Here is a 20,168-nt window from a genome sequence, read left to right as displayed (position 1 = left end):
CGGGAGTTCGGGAAGCCCGGGTGGTCAGCCGGCCAGGCCGGCGTTGCGGAACGCGTCCAGGCTGGGGCGGATCGTCGCGGTCGGGCCGGTGGTCGGCGCCACCGCGTCCAGCGTCTTGAGCCCGTCGCCGGTGTTGAGGACCACCGTGGTGAGCGCCGGGTCGAGCACACCCGCCTCGATCAGCTTCCGCGTCACACCCACGGTCACGCCACCCGCGGTCTCCGCGAAGATGCCCTCGGTACGGGCCAGCAGCTTGATCGCGTCGACGATCTGCCCGTCGGTCACGTCCTCCACCGCGCCACCCGTGCGGCGCGCGATGTCCAGCACGTACGGGCCGTCGGCCGGGTTGCCGATGGCCAGAGACTTGGCGATGGTGTCCGGCTTCTGCGGGCGTACGACGTCGTGCCCGGCCTTGAAGGCCGTCGACACCGGCGAGCAGCCCTCCGCCTGGGCGCCGAAGATCTTGTACGGCTTGTCCTCGACCAGACCGAGCTTGATCAGCTCCTGCAGACCCTTGTCGATCTTGGTGAGCTGCGAGCCCGAGGCGATCGGGATCACGATCTGGTCGGGCAGCTGCCAGCCGAGCTGCTCGCAGATCTCGTACGCCAGCGTCTTCGAGCCCTCGCCGTAGTACGGGCGGAGGTTGACGTTGACAAAGCCCCAGCCCTCGCCCAGCGGATCGCCGATGAGCTCCGAGCAGAAGCGGTTGACGTCGTCGTAGTTGCCCTCGATGCCGACCAGCTCGCCGCCGTACACCGCGGCCATGACGACCTTGCCCTGCTCCAGGTCGTGCGGGATGAACACGCAGGACCGGAAGCCGGCCCGGGCGGCGGCCGCACCGACGGCGCCCGCGAGGTTGCCGGTGGAGGAGCAGGAAAGAGTCGTGAAGCCGAAGGCGCGCGCGGCCTCGACGGCGATCGCGACGACACGGTCCTTGAAGGAGTGCGTCGGGTTGCCGGAGTCGTCCTTGATGAACAGGCCACCGGTGACGCCCAGCTCACGGGCGAGATTGTCAGCCTTGACGAGCTTGGTGAAGCCGGGGTTGATATTCGGCTTCTCGGCCACGTCCGCGGGGACGGGCAGCAGCGGGGCGTACCGCCAGATGTTGTTGGGACCCGCCTCGATCCGCTTCTTCAGCGCGTCCGGGTCGCCGCTCGGCAGGTCGTACGCGACTTCGAGCGGCCCGAAACACAGCGCGCAGGCGAAGATCGGGCCGAGGTCGAAACGCTCTCCGCACTCGCGGCACGAGAGCGCCGCGGCGGGACCGAGGTTTACGGGAGTGGTGCTTGTGACAGTCTGAACAGCCATGGAGGCGAGGCCCTTTCTCCTCATCTTCCCCGTGACGGACTTCGCCACGAGACGGAATTGGCACCTTCCCCACCGTGACCTCGCGGTCGGCGGGATGGTTGCCGGGGCTTCAACGGGCCGTTCCCTCTGCCCCTCTGGATGAGCGGTATTCGATTGTCAGCGTGATGACCCCGGCATGCGACGGTCATCCGCGTTGTTCAAGACTGTAACCGAAGGCCCGGACGGTTGAGATAGTCGTCCGAACCGCGAGATGAAGATCATGATCCTGCCGCTGCCGCGGCGTGGCAACCCGGGAGCAACGAACGTGCTGGAAGAGGTGGAGCGCTGGCTGAGCCGGCGTTCCTGGTCGGCGGCCGACCGCCCGCTCGGCCGCCTGATGGCCGCCAAGCGCGGTACGACGGTCAGTGTCGTCCTGCCCGCGCTCGACGAGGAGGCGACGGTCGGCCAGATCGTCACCGTGATCCGGCGCGAGCTGATGGAGAAGGTGCCGCTCGTCGACGAGCTGGTCGTCATCGACTCCGGCTCGAGCGACCGGACGGCGGAGGTGGCCGCGGCGGCCGGGGCGCGGGTGGTGCACCGCGACGCGATCCTGCCGCGGATACCGGCGGTCCCCGGCAAGGGTGAGGTGCTGTGGCGGTCACTGATGGTGACGAGCGGCGACATCGTCTGCTTCATCGACGCGGACCTCAGGGACTTCTCCGCGGACTTCGTCTCCGGGATCGTGGGGCCGCTGCTGACCGACCCCGAGGTGCAGCTCGTCAAGGCGATGTACGACCGGCCGCTCGGCGATGCGGCAGGTCAGGGCGGCCGGGTCACCGAGCTGGTGGCGCGTCCGCTGCTCAATCTGCACTGGCCGCAGCTGGCCGGGGTGGTCCAGCCGCTCGGCGGTGAGTACGCGGCGCGGCGCTCCCTCCTCGAGCGGCTCCCCTTCCCCGTCGGTTACGGAGTGGAGCTGGGCCTGCTCGTGGACGCGCTGCACACGGTGGGTCTCGACGCGCTGGCACAGGTGGACGTCGGCTCGCGCAAACACCGGCACCAGGACGGGCAGGCACTGGGCCGGATGGCCGCCGCGATCTACCGTACGGCTCAACTGCGTTTGTCCCGGGGCCACTTGGTGCGGCCGGCACTCACGCAGTTCGAGCGCGGCGAGGACGGTTTCGAACCGCGCACGTATCCGGTGGACACGGAGGAGCGGCCGCCGATGCGCGAGATCGGTGAGTACGCGGCGCGTCGCGCAGCATAACCACCACCGGCCGAACAATTTGTCTACATTTCCCACTTATGGGCTTCAGACGCAGTAGGGGCGCTCCGCGCCGCAGTGCCAGGCTGTCCCGGCTCCTCGGGGCCCTGGCGGTCATGGCCACCGTTCTGACCGGTGCGGTCGTCCAGGGACAGGCCGTGGCCGACACCGTCGCCCCGGCGCACCGGAGCGACCACGACTCCGAGCGGCTGTGGCTCCTCGGCGGTCTGGCGCTGAGCCTGACCGCGGCCGGCGTGATCGCCGTCGCCGCCACCCGCGGACGCCGCGATCACTGATCTGCTGACGTGAATCACCGACCCGCTGACCTGCTGCTCGGCCGTACGCACGTTTGAGGGTTTGTGGGACGGGCTAGGTTTCGCCACATGGTCTCCGAGCACGCTGCCGCCCAGGTCCTCGTCGCGTCGAACCGCGGCCCGGTCTCGTACACGCTGCGCGAGGACGGCTCGCTCGACGCCAGGCGCGGCGGCGGCGGGCTGGTCTCCGGTCTCTCCGCCATCGGCTCCGAGGCGGACGCCCTGTGGGTGTGCGCGGCGCTGGGCGACGGCGACCGGGAGGCGGTGCGACGCGGAGTCGGCGAGGCCGGGGTGCTGATGCTCGACATCGACCCGGCCGTCCACTCCGACGCGTACAACGGCATCGCGAACTCCGTGCTCTGGTTCGTCCACCATCTGCTGTACCAGACGCCAGTGGAACCGGTCTTCGACGCCGAGTTCCGCCGCCAGTGGGCCTCGTACGAGACCTACAACCGGGCCTTCGCGGACGCGCTCGCCGCGCACGCGGCTCCCGGTGCGGCGGTCCTGGTGCAGGACTACCACCTGGCGCTGGTGCCCGGGATGCTCCGCGAGCTGCGGCCGGATCTGCGGATCGGGCACTTCTCGCACACGCCGTGGGCGCCCGTCGACTACTTCCGGATGCTGCCCGACGACATCGGCGAGCAGCTGCTGCGCGGTCTGCTCGGCGCGGACCGGACCTGTTTCCTGACCCGGCGGTGGGCGGACGCGTTCACGGCGTGCTGCACGGAGCTGCTGGGCCCGGACTCCCTGGCGGGCACCCGGATCGGGGTGCACGGGCTCGGCGCGGATGCGGACTTCCTGCGGGAGCGCGCGCACCGGCCGGATGTGGCGGAGCGGCTGGTGGCGCTGCGCGAAGAGATCGGCGGCACCCCGTCGGCACCCCGGAAGACGATCGTCCGGGTGGACCGCACCGAGCTGTCCAAGAACATCGTGCGCGGCCTGCTCGCCTACCGGCAGCTGCTGGCGTCCCGGCCCGAGTGGCGGGAGCGGGTCGTCCATGTCGCCTTCGCCTACCCGTCCCGGCAGGACCTGGCGGTGTACCGCGACTACACGGCGGAGGTCCAGCGCCTCGCCGACGGGATCAACTCCGACTACGGGACACCGACATGGACCCCGGTCGTCCTCCATGTGAAGGACGACTTCGCACGCTCCCTGGCCGCGTACCGGCTGGCCGATGTGGCCCTGGTCAACCCGATCCGGGACGGCATGAACCTCGTCGCCAAGGAGATCCCGGTCGTCTCGGACAACGGCTGCGCGCTGGTGCTGTCCCGGGAGGCGGGAGCGTACGAGGATCTGGGTGAGGACGCGCTGGTGGTGAACCCGTACGACGTGACCGGTACCGCCGACGCGCTCCACGAGGCGCTGACGATGCCGGACAACGAACGGCTCCGGCGCACCGAGCGGCTGGCCGCGGCGGCAACCGCGCTGCCGCCGCAGAAGTGGTTCCTGGACCAGCTACAGGCGCTGCGCGAGGTCTGACAGGAACCCGACCACCGCCGCCGGGCCCGGCAGCAGCAGATCGGCCCGTTCCGCGAGCTCCGTGACCTCCGCGCTGCCACTGCACACCAGCAGCCCGGGAACGCCGTCCGAGCGGCGCTTCTCCACCGCGGCGAAGGCCGGCAGATCGCCGAGGTCGTCGCCGGCGTAGAGCACGGAACCGGCGTCCACTTCACGTACGTACTCCGCAAGCGCCACGCCCTTGTCCACGCCGGGCGGGCGCAGCTCCAGGACCATACGGCCCGGCTCCACGATCAGACCGTGGCGGGTGGCGAGCTGGGTGAGCGGTTCACGCAGGGCCTCGAAGGCCGCCTGCGGATCGGTCGCACGGCGGGTGTGCACGGCGACCGCCTGGCCCTTCTCCTCGATCCAGGTGCCCTGCCAGGCGCCGACGCTTTCGAGCAGTCCGGGGAGCTCGGCGCGGGCGGCAGCGACGCCGGGGTGCGGGGCGGGCGTGCGGACGGTGCCGCTGACGGCGTCCCAGCGCTCGGCGCCGTAGTGACCGAGGACGACGAGATGGTCGAGGCCGGGAACCCCGGCGAAGCCGCCGTGCCGCACGGCGACACCTGCGGGGCGGCCGGTGATCACGGCGACGGACAGCACCCGCGGGGCGAGGGCGGCGAGCGCGGGGACCGCGCCCGGGTGGGCCCTGGCCTGCTCGGGGTCGGGCACGATCTCGGCGAGGGTGCCGTCGAAGTCCAGAGCGATGACGGCCTTCTCCGGCCTGGCCAGGATCGCGGCCAGACCCTCCCGGCCGGCAGGCGTCGACGGCGTCGGCAAGGGGTGCGCGTGCGGAGAGTCGCCCATGCCCCCGACCCTATCGGCGACTTCGCCGGGCGTCTCTGACGCGACGCAAACGGTTCACGGTCACGGGGTCGTGTGCCAGGGCCCGCTCGTCGTCGAGAAGAGCGTTGAGGAGCTGGTAGTAGCGGACCGGGGAGATGCCGAGCCGCTCGCGGATGGCCCGCTCCTTCGCGCCGGGGCCCGGCCAGGACTGGTGCTCCATGGCCAGTACCGCACGGTCCCGCTCGGAGAGCACCTCGTCGTCGGTCATACGATCCAACCTATCCGTGCGACGAGGCCCGCTGCCCGGCTACCGCGCACTCGGCTGCCCGGTTGCCCCGTTGCCCGGTTGCCCCGTTGCCCGGTTGCCCCGGGTTGCCCGGTTGCCGGAACCTTTCGGCTACTCGGCCCGCTCCGCCGCGGTGGCCGCGCGGCCTATCCGGCCGAGGACGGTCGCCGGTCTGCCGCCCGGCTCGACGGCCTTGCCGATGTTCCCCTTGATGTTCTCGCTGACCGCGGCCCATGACGTCTTGCCGACCGGCGGAAGCACCGAGGTGGGGAGCTCCTGGAGGAATTCCCTCAGCGCCAGGTGCTTCGGGTCCTTCTCCATCGTCTCGGACGCGGTGACCGTCGCGGGCAGCAGGCCGTTCTGGCCGGCGAAGTCGAGGACGTTCTTGTCGCTGAAGACGAAGTCCAGGAACTTGCCGACCTCGGCCCGGTGGCCGTTCTGCTTGAAGCCCATGATCCAGTCGGCGACGCCCATCGCCGATTTGGCCTTGCCGTTCCTGCCGGGCAGCGCCACCTTGCCGACATCGACGCCCGCCTTCTCGGCGGCCTGCATCAGCGAGGGGTGGCCGTTGAGCATGCCGACCTCACCGCGGGTGAAGGCGGCGAACGCCTCCTTGCGGTTCAGCTTGGAGGGCGCGACCGGGCCGGTGAGCTTCTTGTCGACCAGGTTGTCCTTCAGCCAGGTGAAGGTGCTGACGTTCTGCGGGGAGTCGATCGCGTAATTGCCGACCGTGTCGGTGTAGCCGTCGCCGCCGCTGAGCAGCCACATCATGGTCTCGGCCTGGGCCTCTTCCGGACCGAGCGGCAGCGCGAAGGGGTACTTCGCGTCCGTGTTGGCCTTCAGCTTGACCGCGTCGGCCCTGAGGTCGTCCCAGGTCTTCGGGTCCTCCCGGATGCCGGCCTTTTCGAAGAGCTTCTTGTTGAAGAAGAGCAGCCGGGTGGAGGCGACGAACGGCAGACCGTACTGGACGTGCTTGTGCTCGCCGGCGTCGACGAGCGGGCGGAGGAAGTTGGACTGCACGGGTACGGAGAGCAACTGGTCGGCGCTGTAGAGCTTGTCGGCCGCGGCGTAGTCGGCGTACGCGCCGATCTGCGCGACGTCGGGGGCCGTTCCGGCCTTGACCATCTCGGCGACCTTGCGGTCGACGTCGTTCCAGGACTCGATCTGGACGTCGATCTTGATACCGGGGTTCTTGGACTCGAACGCGGCGGCGAGGTCCGCCCAGTACTTCTTGCTGCTCTGGCCGCCGGCCACGTCGTAATCGGCCGCGACCAGCTTGAGCGTCACGTCTCCGGAACCGCTGGAGCTGCCACAGCCCGCGAGCGTCACCGTCATACCCAGTGCGGCTACTGCCGCGGCCAGACCCAAGAAGCGCTGCTGCACAGCTCTTCCCCCACCCTCTGCCGTTGGTTGCCCCGTCTTGTCCCAGACGGCTCCCCCGCGACGTCTTCTGAGATGAGCAGCGATTTTCCCCCATACGGGGGATGAGGTCTACTCCACTGGATATCACTTCTGCAACGTCTGGCTCACGGCTGAGGGGCATTGCCCGGGTACGCCACGGCCTGCTAAGCACGTCACGGCACGAAATGGTCGGTGCCGGTCCCGAGTTACGCGTACGTCGCTAGGAGCCTTGCCGCATGTCCCGTACCGCAGCAGAGATTGCCACCCAGCCCGCCTGCTGGCGACGAGCGGCCGAGGCCGCCGCCTCCTTCGAGGGGCTTCCGGCGCCGGGGGAACGTGTCGCCGTCACCGGGTGCGGGACGTCGTGGTTCATGGCGATCGCCTACGCCGCGCTGCGGGAGGCGGCGGGACAGGGCGAGACGGACGCGTTCGCCTCCTCCGAGTTCCCGGCCGGCCGGTCCTACGACCGTGTCGTCGCGATCACCCGCTCCGGCACCACGACCGAGGTGCTCGATCTGCTGCGCGCGCTGAAGGGCTCGGTGCCGACACTGGCTCTGACCGCGGACCCGAAGACGCCCGTGATGGAGGCGGCGGACGCGGTGGCGGTACTGGACTGGGCGGACGAGGAATCGGTCGTCCAGACCCGGTTCGCCACGACCGCGCTGGCGTTCCTGCGGGCGGGCCTCGGCGACATCCCGGGCGTGAAGCCGGTCTCCGAGGCGGCGGTCGACGCGGAACTCGCGATCACCGAGCCGCTGGCGGAGGCGGTGGTGGGCGCGGAGCAGTGGACGTTCCTGGGCCGTGGCTGGACGTACGGGCTGGCGCTCGAGGCGGGCCTGAAGATGCGCGAGGCGGCGGGCGCGTGGACGGAGTCGTACCCGGCGATGGAGTACCGCCACGGTCCGATCGCGATCACCGGCCCCGGCCGGGTGGCATGGGTCTTCGGCGCGCTGCCGGAGGGCCTGTCGGTGGACGTGGCCCGGGTGGGCGGCACGCTGGTGGCCCGCCAGGAGGCGGACCCGCTGGCGGACCTGATCCGTGCGCAGCGCCTCGCGGTGACGCTGGCCGAGTCGAAGGGCTACGACCCGGACCGCCCGCGGAACCTGTCGCGCAGCGTGATTCTGGCCTGACGGGTCCGCGGGGTGCGGGTGCGGGTGCGGCGGACCTGTTCCCCTGCCCGCCCCTTGCTGAACCGGGGGCACGCCCCGGTCACTTCGTATGCGACCTTCGGCCGCATGTCCTCAATCGGCGGACGGCTGGATTTTTCAGCCCGTCCGCCGATTGAGGCGCGAGGTCCGGGGCAAAGCCCCGGTCACTCCGCCGTTTGTATGACCACACAACAATCCGGCGTAGTGGACTAGACCTTTCTTGGGTGTACGCGCCAGACTGTCCGGGTGAGACACGTCATCGCCCTCGATGTGGGCGGCACCGGGATGAAGGCCGCCCTGGTCGGGGTGGACGGGACGCTGCTGTACGAGGCCCGCCGCGCGACCGGGCGCGAACGCGGGCCCGACGCAGTCGTCGAGACCATCCTCGGCTTCGCCCAGGAACTGCGCGCGTACGGCGCCGAGCACCTCGGCGAGAGCGCCGTCGCGGCCGGCGTCGCCGTGCCCGGCATCGTCGACGCCGATCGCGGCATCGCCGTCTACGCCGCCAATCTCGGCTGGCGCGACGTACCCATGCGCGCCCTGCTCGCCGGCCGCCTCGGCGGCGTACCGGTCGCGCTCGGCCACGACGTCAGGACCGGCGGCCTCGCCGAGGGCCGGATCGGGGCCGGCAAGGGCGCCGACCGGTTCCTGTTCGTGCCGCTCGGCACCGGGATCGCCGGGGCGATCGGCATCGCGGGATCCATCGAGGCCGGCGCCCACGGATACGCGGGCGAGATCGGCCATATCGTCGTACGCCCCGAAGGCCCCGCCTGCGGCTGCGGCCAGCGGGGCTGCCTCGAGACGCTGGCCTCCGCCTCCGCGGTGACCAGGGCCTGGGCCGCCGCGTCCGGCGACCCGGACGCGGACGCCGCCGACTGCGCGAAGGCCGTCGAGTCGGGCGACGAACGGGCCGCACGGGTCTGGCGGGACGCCGTCGACGCGCTCGCCGCCGGCCTTGTCACCGCGATCACCCTGCTGGATCCCCGCACGCTGATCATCGGTGGCGGTCTCGCCGAGGCGGGGGAAACCTTGTTCACACCACTGCGGGCCGCGGTCGAGGAGCGCGTCACGTTCCAGAAGCTGCCCGCCATCGTCCCGGCAGCCCTCGGGGACACCGCCGGATGCCTGGGCGCGGGACTGCTCGCGTGGGATCTGCTCGCCACCGACTCGGAGGTAACCGCCTAATGGCCGCAAGCGCCGAAAGCACAGTTCTCACCGGCGCCCGGGTGGTGCTGCCGGCCGGGATCGTCGAAAATGGACGGCTCGTCGTCGCCGGCACGAAGATCGCCGGCGCCGCGCCGGCGGACGCGCCCACCCGCGATCTCTCCGGCCACTGGGTGGTCCCCGGATTCGTCGACATCCACAACCACGGCGGCGGCGGAGCCTCGTTCACCTCCGGCAGCGCCGAGGATGTGCTGAAGGGCGTACGGACCCACCGCGAGCACGGCACGACCACACTCGTCGCCTCCACTGTCACCGGCGAGATGGACTTCCTCGCCCACCGGGCCGGCTTCCTCTCCGAGCTCGTCGAACAGGGCGACCTGGCCGGTATCCACTTCGAGGGCCCGTTCATCTCGCCGTGCCGCAAGGGCGCGCACAGCGAGGCGCTGCTGCGCGACCCCGACCCGGCCGAGGTGCGCAAGCTGATCGACGCCGCGCGCGGTACGGCGAAGATGGTCACCCTCGCCACCGAGCTGCCCGGCGGTATCGATTCCGTACGCCTGCTCGCCGAACACGGTGTGATCGCCGCGATCGGGCACACGGACGCGACGTACGAGCAGACCGTCGAGGCCGTCGAAGCGGGCGCGACCGTGGCAACCCACCTCTTCAACGCCATGCCCCCGCTCGGCCACCGCGCACCGGGACCCATCGCCGCGCTCCTCGAGGACGAGCGGGTCACCATCGAGCTGATCAACGACGGCACGCATCTGCACCCCGCCGCTCTGGAGCTCGCCTTCCACCGCGCCGGCGCGGACCGGGTCGCCTTCATCACGGACGCGATGGACGCGGCGGGCTTCGGCGACGGCCGCTACCAGCTCGGCCCGCTCGCCGTCGACGTCCTGGACGGGGTCGCCCGGCTGGTCGAGGGCGGCTCGATCGCGGGCTCCACACTCACTCTGGACACCGCCTTCAAACGCGCGGCCACGATCGACAGGCTGCCGGTTCCGGACATCGTCCGAGCCATCTCGGCCAATCCCGCGAAACTGCTCGGCGCGTACGACACGGTCGGCTCGCTGGAGCCCGGAAAGGACGCCGACCTGGTGGTCCTCGACGCGGAGTTCACACTCAAGGGGGTCATGCGCAGAGGCGAATGGCTGGTTGAGCCCCAAGTTGGGTGATTTCTGCGCAAGTTACGGCAAGGTGGTTGGCTCGGGGGTCTGGGCCAACCGTCTTCCGTTTGGCATGATCAGGGCCCGTACGAGCATGGCACGCGCATTCTCCGGGGGGTGTTACGGGTGATCCTGACGGTCACACTCAACACCGCTCTGGACATCACCTACAGGGTGGGCGCGCTGACCCGGCACGCCAGCCACCCCGTCAGTGAGGTCCGCGAACGCCCCGGCGGCAAGGGCCTCAACGTCGCCCGCGTACTCGCCGCACTGGGCCACGAGACGGTGGTCACGGGCTTCGCCGGCGGCCCCACCGGAGCCGTACTGCGCGAGCTGCTGGCCCCACTCGCACCACATGACGCGCTCGTCCCGACCGCCGGAACCACACGCCGCACCATCGCCGTCGTGGACGACGCCGGCGACACGACCCAGCTCAACGAGCCGGGCCCGGCGGTGAGCGCCGAGGAGTGGGCCATGTTCCTCTCCTCCTACGCCTCCCACCTGCGGGACGCCGAAGCCGTCGCCCTCTGCGGCAGCCTGCCGCCCGGCATCCACGTCGGCGCATACGCCGAACTGATCCGCCGCGCCCGCGGCGCGGGCGTCCCCGTCCTCCTCGACACCAGCGGCGAGCCACTGCGCCGCGGCATCGCCGCCCGTCCCGACCTCGTCAAACCCAACGCGGACGAGCTCGCGAAGCTCACCGGATCCCGCGAGCCGCTGCGCGCCACCCGCGACGCCCGCCGCCGAGGCGCGCACACGGTGGTCGCCTCGCTCGGCGCGGACGGCGTGCTGGCGGCCACTCCTGACGGCGTCTGGCAGGCGATCCCGCCCGCACCCCTGAAGGGCAACCCGACGGGCGCGGGCGATTCGGCGGTGGCCGGGCTGCTCTCCGGTCTCGTGGAACAACTCGCCTGGCCGGACCGGCTGTCCCGGGCCGTGGCCCTGTCGGCGGCGACCGTACTGGCCCCGGCGGCAGGTGAGTTCGACGCCGGGGCGTACGAGGATCTGCTGCCGCGCATAGCGGTGACCGAGCGCCCGGCCGCGGCGTGAGGGCCCGGAGCAACCGCACAAACGGGCCCAGCCGCCCAGGAATCGGAGGGCACCATGCCACTCGTCAGCACCGGTGACCTCGTCTCGGCCGCGGTGGCCGAGGGCCGTGGCGTCGCCGCGTTCAACGTCATCACCCTGGAACACGCGGAGGCGATCGCCGCCGGCGCCGAGCAGGCCGGCGCCCCCGCGATCCTGCAGATTTCCGAGAACGCCGTGAAATTCCACGGCGGGTCACTCTCCGCCGTCGCCGCCGCCGCATCGGCCGTCGCCCGCGCATCCTCGGCCCCGCTCGCCCTCCACCTCGACCATGTGGTCTCCGTGGAGCTGCTGTACGCGGCCCACGACGAGGGATTCGGCTCGGTGATGTTCGACGCCTCGAAGCTGCCGTACGACGAGAACGTCAAGGCCACCGCGCACGCGGTGTGCTGGGGCCACGAGCGCGGCATCTGGATCGAGGCGGAACTGGGCAAGGTCGGCGGCAAGGAGGGCGAGATCCCGCTCGACGCCCATGCCCCGGGCGTCCGCACGGACCCGGCCGAGGCGGCGGCCTACATCGCCGGCACGGGCGTGGACGCACTGGCCGTCGCGGTCGGCTCATCGCATGCGATGACCGAGCGCACGGCGGCCCTGGACCACGCCCTGATCGGCCGGCTGAGGGACGCGGTACCGGTGCCGCTGGTCCTGCACGGCTCGTCCGGCGTGCCCGACGCGGAGATCCGCGAGGCGATCACCTCCGGCATGACCAAGATCAACGTCGGCACGGCACTGAACACCGCGTTCACGGGCGCGGTACGGGCGTTCCTGGAGGCGAACCCTAGGACCGTCGACCCCCGGAAGTACCTCGTCCCGGCTCGCGAGGCGATGGCCGGGACGGTGGCGGGCTTCCTGGGGCTCGTCTGACGCCCCAGGACCGGTGGACGGGCCCTCAGAGCTCCCCGTCGCTGACCTGGAGCCAGTCGAGGAGGGCGTTGCACTGGTTGCCCGCCTCACATGAGATCTTGATCTCGTTCTCGCCCTTCTGGAGATTGACCGGCGCCCATGTGGTCTGCCAGTTCTTCTCCGGGTTCGGGTCGGAGGACTTGATGAAGTTCTTCAGGCCCAACGGGTTGCTGTTCGCCTTGCCGTTGACGGTCAGGGTGGCGTTGGCGTCCTGTGCCGGGATGGCGTACCTCACGTACAGGCGGTACTCCTTGGTGTCGGAGACGCTCGCCTTCCAGGTGACCGAGGCGCCCACCGCGTTGAAGCCGGTGACGTACGCGCCGTCGGCGCCTTGCGCGCCCTTGACGTCCTTCGCCAGCACGGCCGGTGCACCGAGCTGCAGCGTGGCCGCGTCCTGCTTCGGCAGCTCCGCCGGCTTGTCCGACGCCGACGGCTCGTCGCTCGGCTTCACGGACTCGCCCGCCGTCGCGCCGCCGTTACCGGCCTGCGAGCCGCCCGCCTTGTCGTCCTGGCCGCCGCCCGTCAGGAGCGCCGCGCCGATGCCGATCACGACCACCGCGACCACCGCGATCGCGCCGATCAGCAGGCCCTTGGTGTTGGGACCGCCACTGCGGCCGCCGCCATGGCCGCCGTGGCCGTGGCCGTTGCCCTGCGGCGGAACCTGCCGGGTGGGGGCGCCGCCGGGGTAGGTCTCGGGCGCGGCGTACTGCGCGGTCGGCTGGCCCTGGGCGTACCCCTGCTGCTGGCCGTACGCATGCTGCTGCGGGACCTGCTGGCCGTACTGGCGCTCGCCGACGGTGCGTACCTGGTTGTACGAGGTTCTGGGGACGCCGGGCTGCGCAGCGGGACCCGGATAGCCGTAGCCGCGGCCCTGGCCGGGCGGTGTCGCGCCTGCTGCCCGTCCGTCCTCGTACAGATAGCCGAACGGATCGTCGTCCTCGGGCGTGCTCGCGCCGTTGTTCGCGGCCGTCATCTCCCAGTCACTCCTCACCATGTCGTCAGCACATCGCCGACGCGGGCGAGCCTACCCGGTTCGGAGGTACCAAAAGGGTGGCGTGGGACTCAGCCCGCCCGCCGGTGCACCTTCGCGCGGGATCGCTTCTCGATGTACATCCGCTGGTCGGCGGAGCGCAGAACCTCCTCGACGGACATCCCGCAGCTCGCCCAACCGATGCCGAAGCTGGCTCCGACGCGGACCCCGCGGCCGCCGACCCTGATCGGCAGGATGATCGCGTTCCGCAGGCGTACGGCCAGGTCGGCGGCGTCGGCCGCGCCCAGGCCATCGGCGAGGACGACGAACTCGTCACCGCCGAGCCGGGCCACCGTGTCCCCGTCCCGTACGCCCGTGGTCAGCCGGCGCGCCACCTCGACCAGCACGGCGTCGCCCGTCTGGTGCCCGAAGCGGTCGTTGATCGACTTGAAACCGTCCAGGTCGCAGAAGAGGACCGCGAGCCCCTTCGTCCCGTCGTCGGTCTCTCCGTCGGGTGCGACGGAGTGCACATGGTGGTTGTACGGGCCGCCGACCGACTCGATGTCGAAGCCCTCGCTGCGGAAAAGGTGTTCTCCGTCACCGGCGTCCCTGGTGTCGTACGCGGCGTCCAGGGCCTCGATGGCCGTCTCCCGCTCCGCGTACGGCCGCTCGCACAGCCGGGAGCTGAGCCGGGCCCGCAGCTCGGCGCTGTTGGGGAGACCGGTGAGCGAGTCGTGCGAGGCGCGGTGGGCGAGCTGCAGCTCGTGGCGCTTGCGCTCCTCGATGTCCTCGACGTGCGTCAGCAGAAAACGCGGACCGTCTGCGGTGTCCGCGACGACGGAGTTGCGCAGCGAGACCCAGACGTACGTCCCGTCCCGTCTGCCGAGGCGCAGCTCGGCGCGGCCGCCCTCGGCGGACGTACGCAGCAGAGTGCCGACGTCCTCGGGGTGCACGAGATCGGCGAAGGAGTACCGGCGCATCGCGGAGGCGGGACGGCCGAGCAGTCGGCACAGCGCGTCGTTGGTGCGCAGGAGCCGGCCGTGCTGGTCGCCGCCCATCTCGGCTATGGCCATACCGCTGGGCGCGTACTCGAAGGCCTGCCGGAAGGACTCCTCGCTGGCGCGCAGGGCCTGCTGCTCGCGCTCGAGGCGGACCAGGGCGCGCTGCATATTTGCTCGCAGCCGGGCGTTGCTGATCGCAATAGCCGCCTGAGAGGCGTACATCTGGAGCGCTTCCTGGCCCCAGGGTCCTGGCCTGCGGCCATTGCGCGGCCGGTCGACGGATATGACACCGAGGAGTTCACGGCCGCCGCCCGACGCGTACATGGGGGCGTAGAGGCGGTCCTGCGGGTGCCACTCGTCCTCGAAGCGGGGATCGGGGCCCTCGGTGTGCCACTGCGGTACGTCGTCCTCGATGAGGACCCAGCCCTCGGTGTGCGGTATGAAACGCAGCTCGCCCCAGGCCTCGCCCATGGACAGCCGGCGTTCCCAGGAGGGGCGGGAGCCGACCCGGCCGGTGATCAGGGCTTCCGCGGCGGCACTGCCGGCGAACGCGGCGACGACGAGATCACCGTCGGGACGTACGAGATTGACGCAGGCCAGCTCGTAGCCGAGTCCTGCGACGATGCCGTCGGCGACGGTCTGCAGAGTGTCGGCCAAGCTCCGGGCCGTGTTGAGGTCCGCGACCACCTGATGCAGCTGCCGCAGGGTCGCAAGACGGACGTAGGGCTCCGACTCGGTCTCCATTGCTCGCTCTCCCCGAGACCTCGACAGCAAACTCCAGGGTTCTCATCAGCGTTCTTGTTGCGGGTATCACGGCCACTGAATCACAGCGAGCTGTCCACTCGGTACACAGGGTCAACAAATAGTGCACTCTGTGACTCAAGTCACATCAGATGATGAAGGGTTGCGCACGTCGAGTGGGAGCGCCCATCGCTTTCTTGAACGCAAATCCGGTGCACCGGTCCTAGGACTCGGCTGGTCCCCTGGCCCGATGCGGCTCGCGGACGGCCGACACTAGCGTTCCTCCTGTGTTGCAGACGACCCCCGCCACCGCCGCTGTTGCCATCCCCCATGCTGAGGGGGTGAGTAACGAGGAGTTCCGCGCAGCCATGTCCCGGCTGGCCGCCGGTGTGGTGCTGGTGACCGCGCACGACGACGACTACGGCCCGCACGGAGAGGACGTCGGCATGACCGCGACGGCCTTCATGTCGGTGTCCCTGGACCCGCCGCTGGTGATGGTGAGTCTGCGCAACGGCTCCCGCATGGACGACCTGCTGGCGGAACAGCCGCTGTGGGGCGTCTCGGTGCTCTCGGAGAGCCAGCGGCACATCGCCGGGCGCTTCGCGATGAAGGGGCGGGTCAGCGACCGGCTGCTGTTCGAGGACATCCCCTACACGAGGGGCGAGGTGTGCGGGTCGCTGCTGGTGCGGGGCGCGCTCGCGACGCTGGAGTGCCGTACGGAGCAGCGGATCGAGGCGGGCGACCACACGCTGGTGATCGGGCGGGTACTGAAGGCCGGCCTGGAGAGCGCGGACGGCGGCCCGCTGACGTACTTCAAGGGCCGCTACCGCCAGTTGGGTTGAGCGACCGAGCCCGTCCGGAGGCGTCAGGTCCGGCGCGGAGCCGTGGCGACAGGCACAGGCCCCGCCGGCGATCGAGATGCCGGGCCCGCGGCGGAGCCCCGGCCAGAGGGCGCGCTACCAGTCCCGGCCCGTGCGCCCGCGCTTCGTCTCCGCGCGCTGCTTCTTCTCCCGCAGCCGCCGCTCGTTGATACCGCGGGGAATCCTCGTCGCGCGACGAGGCCGCGGCGGAGGCGCCGTCGCCTCCGCGAGCAGCGATGCCAGGCGGACCGCCGCCGTCTCGCGGTTGCGCCACTGCGAGCGGTGCTCCGACGCACGTACGGCGATCACCCCGCCGACCAGCCGGCCCGCGAGCCGCTCCAGCGCGCGCTCCTTCCACACCGGCGGCAGCGCCTCGGTCCTGGCGAGGTCGAAACGGAGCTCCACCTGCGAGTCGCTGGTGTTGACGTGCTGACCGCCGGGCCCCGACGATCTCGAGAAACGCCACATGAGCTCGGCCTCCGGCAGGAAGACCGAACCGCGGATGCTGTGTTTACCCGGGGGACGCCCCCCGGACCCCCTCTGGGGCTGGGTCCCGGACATAGGTCCATGGTCGCCTGCGCGGCCTTTCACGTCACCCTCTTTTCCACCGGACAGCGCGGGCAAAGAAAGCAAAGACGGGTGGAACCTGGCAGTCCCCTGCCTGCGTTATGAGGTGTGACGGTAGCTTCGGGAGCACTCGAAGCCCGCACACTCGACCACGAAGGGGACATCCCAATGGCAGTAAGCCTGTCCAAGGGCGGCAACGTCTCGCTCACCAAGGAGGCACCGGGCCTGACCGCCGTCACGGTCGGCCTCGGCTGGGACGTCCGCACCACCACCGGCACCGACTTCGACCTCGACGCCTCGGCGATCGGTGTGAACCCCGGTGGCAAGGTGACCTCCGACGCGCACTTCGTCTTCTTCAACAACAAGGCCACGCCGGACCAGACCATCGTCCACACCGGTGACAACCGCACCGGCGAGGGCGGCGGCGACGACGAGCAGATCAACGTCAACCTGGCGGGTCTGCCCGCCGACGTCGACAAGATCGTCTTCCCGGTCTCGATCTACGACGCCGTCAGCCGCAGCCAGAACTTCGGCCAGGTGCGCAACGCCTACATCCGTATCGTCAACCAGGCCGGCGGCACCGAGCTCGCCCGCTACGACCTGAGCGAGGACGCCGCCACCGAGACCGCGATGGTCTTCGGCGAGCTGTACCGCAACGGCGCGGAGTGGAAGTTCCGCGCAGTGGGCCAGGGTTACGCCTCGGGCCTCGAGGGCATCGCCCGCGACTTCGGCGTCAACCTCTGACATACGCGCCGCACACAGGAGCCCCTGGCCGCCGGCCCGGGGCTCCTGCCGTTGCCACCCGGGGCTCCTGCCGTTGTCACGGCGTCGCGGGCTTGCCCTGCCCGTACAGCCAGGTGTCCCACAGCGCGCCCAGGTCCTTGCCGGATTTCTTCTCGACGTACGCCGTGAAGTCGGCGGTGGAGGCGTTGGAGTGGCGGTACGTCGCAGCCCAGCCCCGCACGATGCCGAAGAAGACCTTTTCGCCCACCGCCTGGCGGATCTTGTGCAGGACCATCGCGCCGCGGTCGTACACCGGGTCGTCCGAGACCTTCGCCGCGGAGGGCGGATCGGCCGGTGGGAAGGCCCAGTTGGCCTCTTCGGCGAAAGCCTTGTCGAACGTCTCCTGGGCCGGGGTGTCCTCATAGTCCTCGGCCCAGATCCACTCCGCGTACTGGGCGAAGCCCTCGTTGAGCCACATGTCCTTCCAGGACTTGGGCGTCACGGAATCGCCGAACCACTGGTGCGCCATCTCATGGACGAGTGTGTCGATATCGAGCGTGTGCTTGTCCGGGTCCAAGGGGAGGACCGGTCTGGTCTGCGTCTCGAGGGCGTAGCCGACAGCGCCCGCCGGCACGACGATCGCGCCGGTGGAGGAGAAGGGATACGGGCCGAAATTCTCCTCCCCCCACTCCATGATCTCGGGGATCCGGCCGAGGAGCTCGGCGCTTTCCTCGGGCACGGCCTGGTCGACGGCGGTGAGTACGCGCAGACCGGACGGCGTACGCGACTCCGCCAGACGGTAGTCACCGATGGCGAGCGTGACGAGGTAGCTCGCCATCGGCTCCTTCGACGTCCAGTCGAAGGTGGTGCGCCCGCCGGTGGTGCTCCGGTTCTTCAACTCGCCGTTGGAGATCGCCTCCAGCTTCTCGGGGACGGTGACCTTGATGTCGTAGGTGGCCTTGTCGCTCGGATGGTTGTCACTGGGGAACCAGGCCATCGACCCGACGGGCTCACCGACCGCGAGCGCGCCGTCCGGGGTCTTCAGCCAGCCCTCCCGCGACGCGTCGGCGTCCTCGTCCACGATCGTCTTCGGGATACCGGAGTAACGGACCACGGCACGGAAGGTCTTGCCCTTGTCGAGGTCGGTGTGCGGCCGCAGCGTCAGCTCGTCGCCCGCCCGGTTGGCGGCGGCCTTCTTGCCGTCGACGGTGGCGCCGGTGACGCTCATCCCGTGGAGGTCGAGGTTGAAGGCGCTCAGATCCTGGGTGGCGCGGGCGGTGATCTCGGCGGTGCCCTCGAGGGTGCCCGTCCTCGGGTCGTAGCCCAGGGTCAGGGCGTAGTGCTGGACGTCGTAACCGCCGTTGCCGAGCCTGTGGAAGAGCGGGTCACCCGCGCCCGCGGCGCCCGGCTCTCCGTGCACGCCCGCGCCGCCGTCGGTGCAGCCCGCGAGGAGGAGCAGGGCGACGGCGGGTGTCAGAGTGCGTACAAGAGTTCGCTGGTCCACACGCTTGATCCTATGTGGGCGGATGATCCTATGTGGGGCGGATTTCAGCCACCGCTGCGTGGAGCCGCGGCCGCTGCCGCCCGGCCTTCGCGACGCCACCGGCCGTACTCCAGTGGCGTCCCCTTCACAGTCGAGAGCCTGACCCGTTCACCGTCGAGAGCCGGACCCTCACGTCCGGCCCGGCGAACACCGTGGCGGGTTTCCGCTACGACGCGCTAGGCCACGCCCATCGCCGTCATCCCGCCGCGGCCGGCCCTGACCTGGTCGTACGGGAAGCGGCACCGGGCATGACACCATCGAGCACGTGCTCGACATCGGCTACTCCCTCTCCCGCCGCTTCCCCGACCCCCCGCAGACCGACTACCGGCGCGCGGACGTCCAGGCCCTGCGCCACGACCTCTTCTGCGGCGACGTCTACCTCGCGGACACCAAGGAGGACCGCGAGGTGTCCACAGCCTGGGGATGGGTCCCGGTGCTGGACTTCGCCTGGGCGCTGTGCGACATCGTCGAGCAGCTCGACCGCGACCCGCTCGGCAGCCGCGCCGCGAAGCCCCAGTACGCCGAGCTGGACTTCACCGAGTCGGCCGACCGGATGCTCTTCGAGCGGCGCTTCGGCTGGGTGGACGTCGAGGCCGACTGGATGCCCGGCGAGGAACCGCCCCTCACCTTCAACCACACCGAGCTGCGCCGCGAGGCCCGTGACTTCCTGCACGACCTGATCGCCGACCTCTCCGACATGCACGAGGGTCTCGACGACAACCCGGTCGTCTGGGACCTCCAGGCCCGCTTCCCCCGCCTCCAGGACGCGCCCTAGCTCTCCACCCGCACCCCGATCTGCGCCGCGAACGCCGGTGCCAGATCCAGCAGTTGGGCCGAGCTGATCACCGCACCCGCCAGCCGGTCCACGCCCCGCGCGATGTCCAGCTCCGCCACCGTCCGCAGATCGACGTCCTTCAGCTGCGCCGCGCTGAAGTCCGCCCGCCGCAGCACACAGTCCCGGAACTCCACCCGTTCCAGCTGCGCACCCCCGAAGTCCGGCTCCGACAGCACACATCCCTCGAAGACGACGTCCTTCAGCCTGCCCTTCCGCAGATTCAAGTAGTCGATCTTCCCGCCGCGGATCAGCACCCTCTCAAGCACGGCCCCGTGCAGCTGCACCCCGCCCAGCCGCGCGTCCGTCACCTCCACATCGCGCAGCGACGCGCCCGCCAGATCGGTGCCCACTCCTCGTACGCCACTGAGCACGGAGTCGACGAAGCGGGAGTTGACCAGCTCCGTCTCGTCCAGGCCGCACCCGCGCAGCGCACAGTCGATGAAGCGCGCGCCACGCCCCGACTGCCCGGCGAGGTCCAGATCCTGGAACTCCAGGCCGTCATAGTCGCCGTCCGGCTCCAGCCCGCCGCCGTCGTACCGGGCGAGCGGCGGCAGCCGCACCTCCGGCCGCTGCGCTGCCCGCGATCTTTCCGGTTTCCGTGCCATGGACCCATGGTGCCCGCTCCCACT

General features: G+C 70.6%; 20 protein-coding genes and 1 riboswitch. Of the genes, 11 read left to right on the top strand and 9 right to left on the bottom strand.

Annotated features, from left to right (window positions below):
- Window positions 1–24: 24 nt before the first annotated feature.
- On the bottom strand, window positions 25–1,308 hold the full coding sequence (gene thrC, locus ACWDZ6_RS15320; RefSeq protein ID WP_451503214.1) for a threonine synthase: 1,284 nt from the start codon (window positions 1,306–1,308) through the stop codon (window positions 25–27).
- A 17-nt stretch (window positions 1,309–1,325) separates the two neighbouring features.
- Window positions 1,326–1,453: riboswitch (SAM riboswitch) on the bottom strand.
- 159 nt (window positions 1,454–1,612) lie between these two features.
- Here thrC and ACWDZ6_RS15315 point away from each other — a divergent pair.
- The 3 genes from ACWDZ6_RS15315 to ACWDZ6_RS15305 all read left to right on the top strand — a co-directional run bounded on the left by ACWDZ6_RS15315 (window position 1,613) and on the right by ACWDZ6_RS15305 (window position 4,341).
- A complete protein-coding gene (locus ACWDZ6_RS15315) occupies window positions 1,613–2,551 on the top strand; it encodes a glucosyl-3-phosphoglycerate synthase (protein WP_451503306.1) in 939 nt (312 codons plus the stop codon).
- Between the two features lie 113 nt (window positions 2,552–2,664).
- Window positions 2,665–2,844: a hypothetical protein gene (locus ACWDZ6_RS15310; RefSeq protein WP_451503213.1), complete on the top strand. Its 180-nt coding sequence runs from the start codon at window positions 2,665–2,667 to the stop codon at window positions 2,842–2,844.
- 87 nt (window positions 2,845–2,931) lie between these two features.
- Complete coding sequence (locus ACWDZ6_RS15305; RefSeq protein ID WP_451503212.1) at window positions 2,932–4,341, top strand: alpha,alpha-trehalose-phosphate synthase (UDP-forming); 1,410 nt, start codon at window positions 2,932–2,934, stop codon at window positions 4,339–4,341.
- Here ACWDZ6_RS15305 and otsB read toward each other — a convergent pair.
- The 3 genes from otsB to ACWDZ6_RS15290 all read right to left on the bottom strand — a co-directional run bounded on the left by otsB (window position 4,318) and on the right by ACWDZ6_RS15290 (window position 6,766).
- On the bottom strand, window positions 4,318–5,166 hold the full coding sequence (otsB, locus tag ACWDZ6_RS15300) for a trehalose-phosphatase (protein WP_451503211.1): 849 nt from the start codon (window positions 5,164–5,166) through the stop codon (window positions 4,318–4,320). The two genes, ACWDZ6_RS15305 and otsB, sit on opposite strands and share 24 nt — an antisense overlap.
- A 10-nt stretch (window positions 5,167–5,176) precedes the next feature.
- A complete protein-coding gene (locus tag ACWDZ6_RS15295) occupies window positions 5,177–5,413 on the bottom strand; it encodes a DUF3263 domain-containing protein (protein WP_451503210.1) in 237 nt (78 codons plus the stop codon).
- A gap of 129 nt (window positions 5,414–5,542) precedes the next feature.
- Window positions 5,543–6,766, bottom strand: a complete 1,224-nt coding sequence (locus ACWDZ6_RS15290; RefSeq protein ID WP_366730974.1) for an extracellular solute-binding protein — start codon at window positions 6,764–6,766, stop codon at window positions 5,543–5,545.
- Window positions 6,767–7,068: 302 nt separating this feature from the next.
- Here ACWDZ6_RS15290 and ACWDZ6_RS15285 point away from each other — a divergent pair, with 302 nt between their 5' ends.
- The 5 genes from ACWDZ6_RS15285 to ACWDZ6_RS15265 all read left to right on the top strand — a co-directional run bounded on the left by ACWDZ6_RS15285 (window position 7,069) and on the right by ACWDZ6_RS15265 (window position 12,260).
- Window positions 7,069–7,962 (top strand): SIS domain-containing protein, encoded by an 894-nt coding sequence (locus ACWDZ6_RS15285; protein ID WP_366730833.1) that lies wholly within the window; start codon window positions 7,069–7,071, stop codon window positions 7,960–7,962.
- A gap of 303 nt (window positions 7,963–8,265) precedes the next feature.
- Window positions 8,266–9,165, top strand: coding sequence for an ROK family protein (locus ACWDZ6_RS15280; protein WP_451503305.1), 900 nt, complete (start codon window positions 8,266–8,268; stop codon window positions 9,163–9,165).
- Window positions 9,165–10,319: an N-acetylglucosamine-6-phosphate deacetylase gene (nagA, locus tag ACWDZ6_RS15275; RefSeq protein ID WP_451503209.1), complete on the top strand. Its 1,155-nt coding sequence runs from the start codon at window positions 9,165–9,167 to the stop codon at window positions 10,317–10,319. Before ACWDZ6_RS15280 ends, nagA begins: the two co-directional genes overlap by 1 nt.
- A gap of 117 nt (window positions 10,320–10,436) precedes the next feature.
- On the top strand, window positions 10,437–11,360 hold the full coding sequence (locus ACWDZ6_RS15270; protein WP_451503208.1) for a 1-phosphofructokinase family hexose kinase: 924 nt from the start codon (window positions 10,437–10,439) through the stop codon (window positions 11,358–11,360).
- Window positions 11,361–11,414: 54 nt separating this feature from the next.
- Window positions 11,415–12,260 (top strand): class II fructose-bisphosphate aldolase, encoded by an 846-nt coding sequence (locus ACWDZ6_RS15265; RefSeq protein ID WP_451503207.1) that lies wholly within the window; start codon window positions 11,415–11,417, stop codon window positions 12,258–12,260.
- Window positions 12,261–12,285: 25 nt separating this feature from the next.
- Here ACWDZ6_RS15265 and ACWDZ6_RS15260 read toward each other — a convergent pair whose 3' ends face one another.
- Both ACWDZ6_RS15260 and cdgB read right to left on the bottom strand, forming a co-directional pair.
- Window positions 12,286–13,272, bottom strand: a complete 987-nt coding sequence (locus ACWDZ6_RS15260; RefSeq protein WP_451503206.1) for a CBM35 domain-containing protein — start codon at window positions 13,270–13,272, stop codon at window positions 12,286–12,288.
- Window positions 13,273–13,361: 89 nt separating this feature from the next.
- Window positions 13,362–15,014 carry a diguanylate cyclase CdgB gene (gene cdgB, locus ACWDZ6_RS15255; RefSeq protein ID WP_366730828.1) on the bottom strand — a complete coding sequence of 551 codons (1,653 nt, stop codon included), beginning with the start codon at window positions 15,012–15,014 and terminating at the stop codon, window positions 13,362–13,364.
- Window positions 15,015–15,352: 338 nt separating this feature from the next.
- Between cdgB and ACWDZ6_RS15250 the strand changes: the two genes are divergently transcribed.
- A complete protein-coding gene (locus ACWDZ6_RS15250; protein WP_451503205.1) occupies window positions 15,353–15,853 on the top strand; it encodes a flavin reductase family protein in 501 nt (166 codons plus the stop codon).
- A gap of 114 nt (window positions 15,854–15,967) precedes the next feature.
- Here the strand turns inward: ACWDZ6_RS15250 and arfB are convergent, their stop codons facing one another.
- A complete protein-coding gene (arfB, locus tag ACWDZ6_RS15245; protein ID WP_326650803.1) occupies window positions 15,968–16,432 on the bottom strand; it encodes an alternative ribosome rescue aminoacyl-tRNA hydrolase ArfB in 465 nt (154 codons plus the stop codon).
- 174 nt (window positions 16,433–16,606) lie between these two features.
- Here arfB and ACWDZ6_RS15240 point away from each other — a divergent pair, with 174 nt between their 5' ends.
- Complete coding sequence (locus ACWDZ6_RS15240) at window positions 16,607–17,182, top strand: TerD family protein (RefSeq protein WP_351446797.1); 576 nt, start codon at window positions 16,607–16,609, stop codon at window positions 17,180–17,182.
- A gap of 76 nt (window positions 17,183–17,258) precedes the next feature.
- Here ACWDZ6_RS15240 and ACWDZ6_RS15235 read toward each other — a convergent pair whose 3' ends face one another.
- The gene (locus ACWDZ6_RS15235) at window positions 17,259–18,665 is read right to left on the bottom strand and encodes a M1 family metallopeptidase (protein WP_451503204.1); all 1,407 of its coding nucleotides are present in this window, start codon (window positions 18,663–18,665) and stop codon (window positions 17,259–17,261) included.
- 304 nt (window positions 18,666–18,969) lie between these two features.
- Here ACWDZ6_RS15235 and ACWDZ6_RS15230 point away from each other — a divergent pair, with 304 nt between their 5' ends.
- Window positions 18,970–19,479 (top strand): hypothetical protein, encoded by a 510-nt coding sequence (locus tag ACWDZ6_RS15230; protein ID WP_326650806.1) that lies wholly within the window; start codon window positions 18,970–18,972, stop codon window positions 19,477–19,479.
- Here the strand turns inward: ACWDZ6_RS15230 and ACWDZ6_RS15225 are convergent.
- On the bottom strand, window positions 19,476–20,144 hold the full coding sequence (locus ACWDZ6_RS15225; protein WP_451503203.1) for a pentapeptide repeat-containing protein: 669 nt from the start codon (window positions 20,142–20,144) through the stop codon (window positions 19,476–19,478). The two genes, ACWDZ6_RS15230 and ACWDZ6_RS15225, sit on opposite strands and share 4 nt — an antisense overlap.
- Between the last annotated feature and the right edge of the window lie 24 nt (window positions 20,145–20,168).

This window comes from Streptomyces sp. NPDC002926, from assembly GCF_053591755.1.
The sequence above is the reverse complement of the archived record's forward strand: the minus strand, read 5'-3'. Positions and strand labels throughout refer to the sequence as shown.

Coding starts and splice junctions, on each gene's coding strand:
- thrC (WP_451503214.1), bottom strand. CDS start 1,308: ATGGCTGTTCAGACTGTCACAAGCACCACTCCCGTAAACCTCGGTCCC.
- ACWDZ6_RS15310 (WP_451503213.1), top strand. CDS start 2,665: ATGGCCACCGTTCTGACCGGTGCGGTCGTCCAGGGACAGGCCGTGGCC.
- ACWDZ6_RS15305 (WP_451503212.1), top strand. CDS start 2,932: ATGGTCTCCGAGCACGCTGCCGCCCAGGTCCTCGTCGCGTCGAACCGC.
- otsB (WP_451503211.1), bottom strand. CDS start 5,166: ATGGGCGACTCTCCGCACGCGCACCCCTTGCCGACGCCGTCGACGCCT.
- ACWDZ6_RS15295 (WP_451503210.1), bottom strand. CDS start 5,413: ATGACCGACGACGAGGTGCTCTCCGAGCGGGACCGTGCGGTACTGGCC.
- ACWDZ6_RS15290 (WP_366730974.1), bottom strand. CDS start 6,766: ATGACGGTGACGCTCGCGGGCTGTGGCAGCTCCAGCGGTTCCGGAGAC.
- ACWDZ6_RS15285 (WP_366730833.1), top strand. CDS start 7,069: ATGTCCCGTACCGCAGCAGAGATTGCCACCCAGCCCGCCTGCTGGCGA.
- ACWDZ6_RS15280 (WP_451503305.1), top strand. CDS start 8,266: ATGAAGGCCGCCCTGGTCGGGGTGGACGGGACGCTGCTGTACGAGGCC.
- nagA (WP_451503209.1), top strand. CDS start 9,165: ATGGCCGCAAGCGCCGAAAGCACAGTTCTCACCGGCGCCCGGGTGGTG.
- ACWDZ6_RS15265 (WP_451503207.1), top strand. CDS start 11,415: ATGCCACTCGTCAGCACCGGTGACCTCGTCTCGGCCGCGGTGGCCGAG.
- ACWDZ6_RS15260 (WP_451503206.1), bottom strand. CDS start 13,272: ATGACGGCCGCGAACAACGGCGCGAGCACGCCCGAGGACGACGATCCG.
- cdgB (WP_366730828.1), bottom strand. CDS start 15,014: ATGGAGACCGAGTCGGAGCCCTACGTCCGTCTTGCGACCCTGCGGCAG.
- arfB (WP_326650803.1), bottom strand. CDS start 16,432: ATGTCCGGGACCCAGCCCCAGAGGGGGTCCGGGGGGCGTCCCCCGGGT.
- ACWDZ6_RS15240 (WP_351446797.1), top strand. CDS start 16,607: ATGGCAGTAAGCCTGTCCAAGGGCGGCAACGTCTCGCTCACCAAGGAG.
- ACWDZ6_RS15225 (WP_451503203.1), bottom strand. CDS start 20,144: ATGGCACGGAAACCGGAAAGATCGCGGGCAGCGCAGCGGCCGGAGGTG.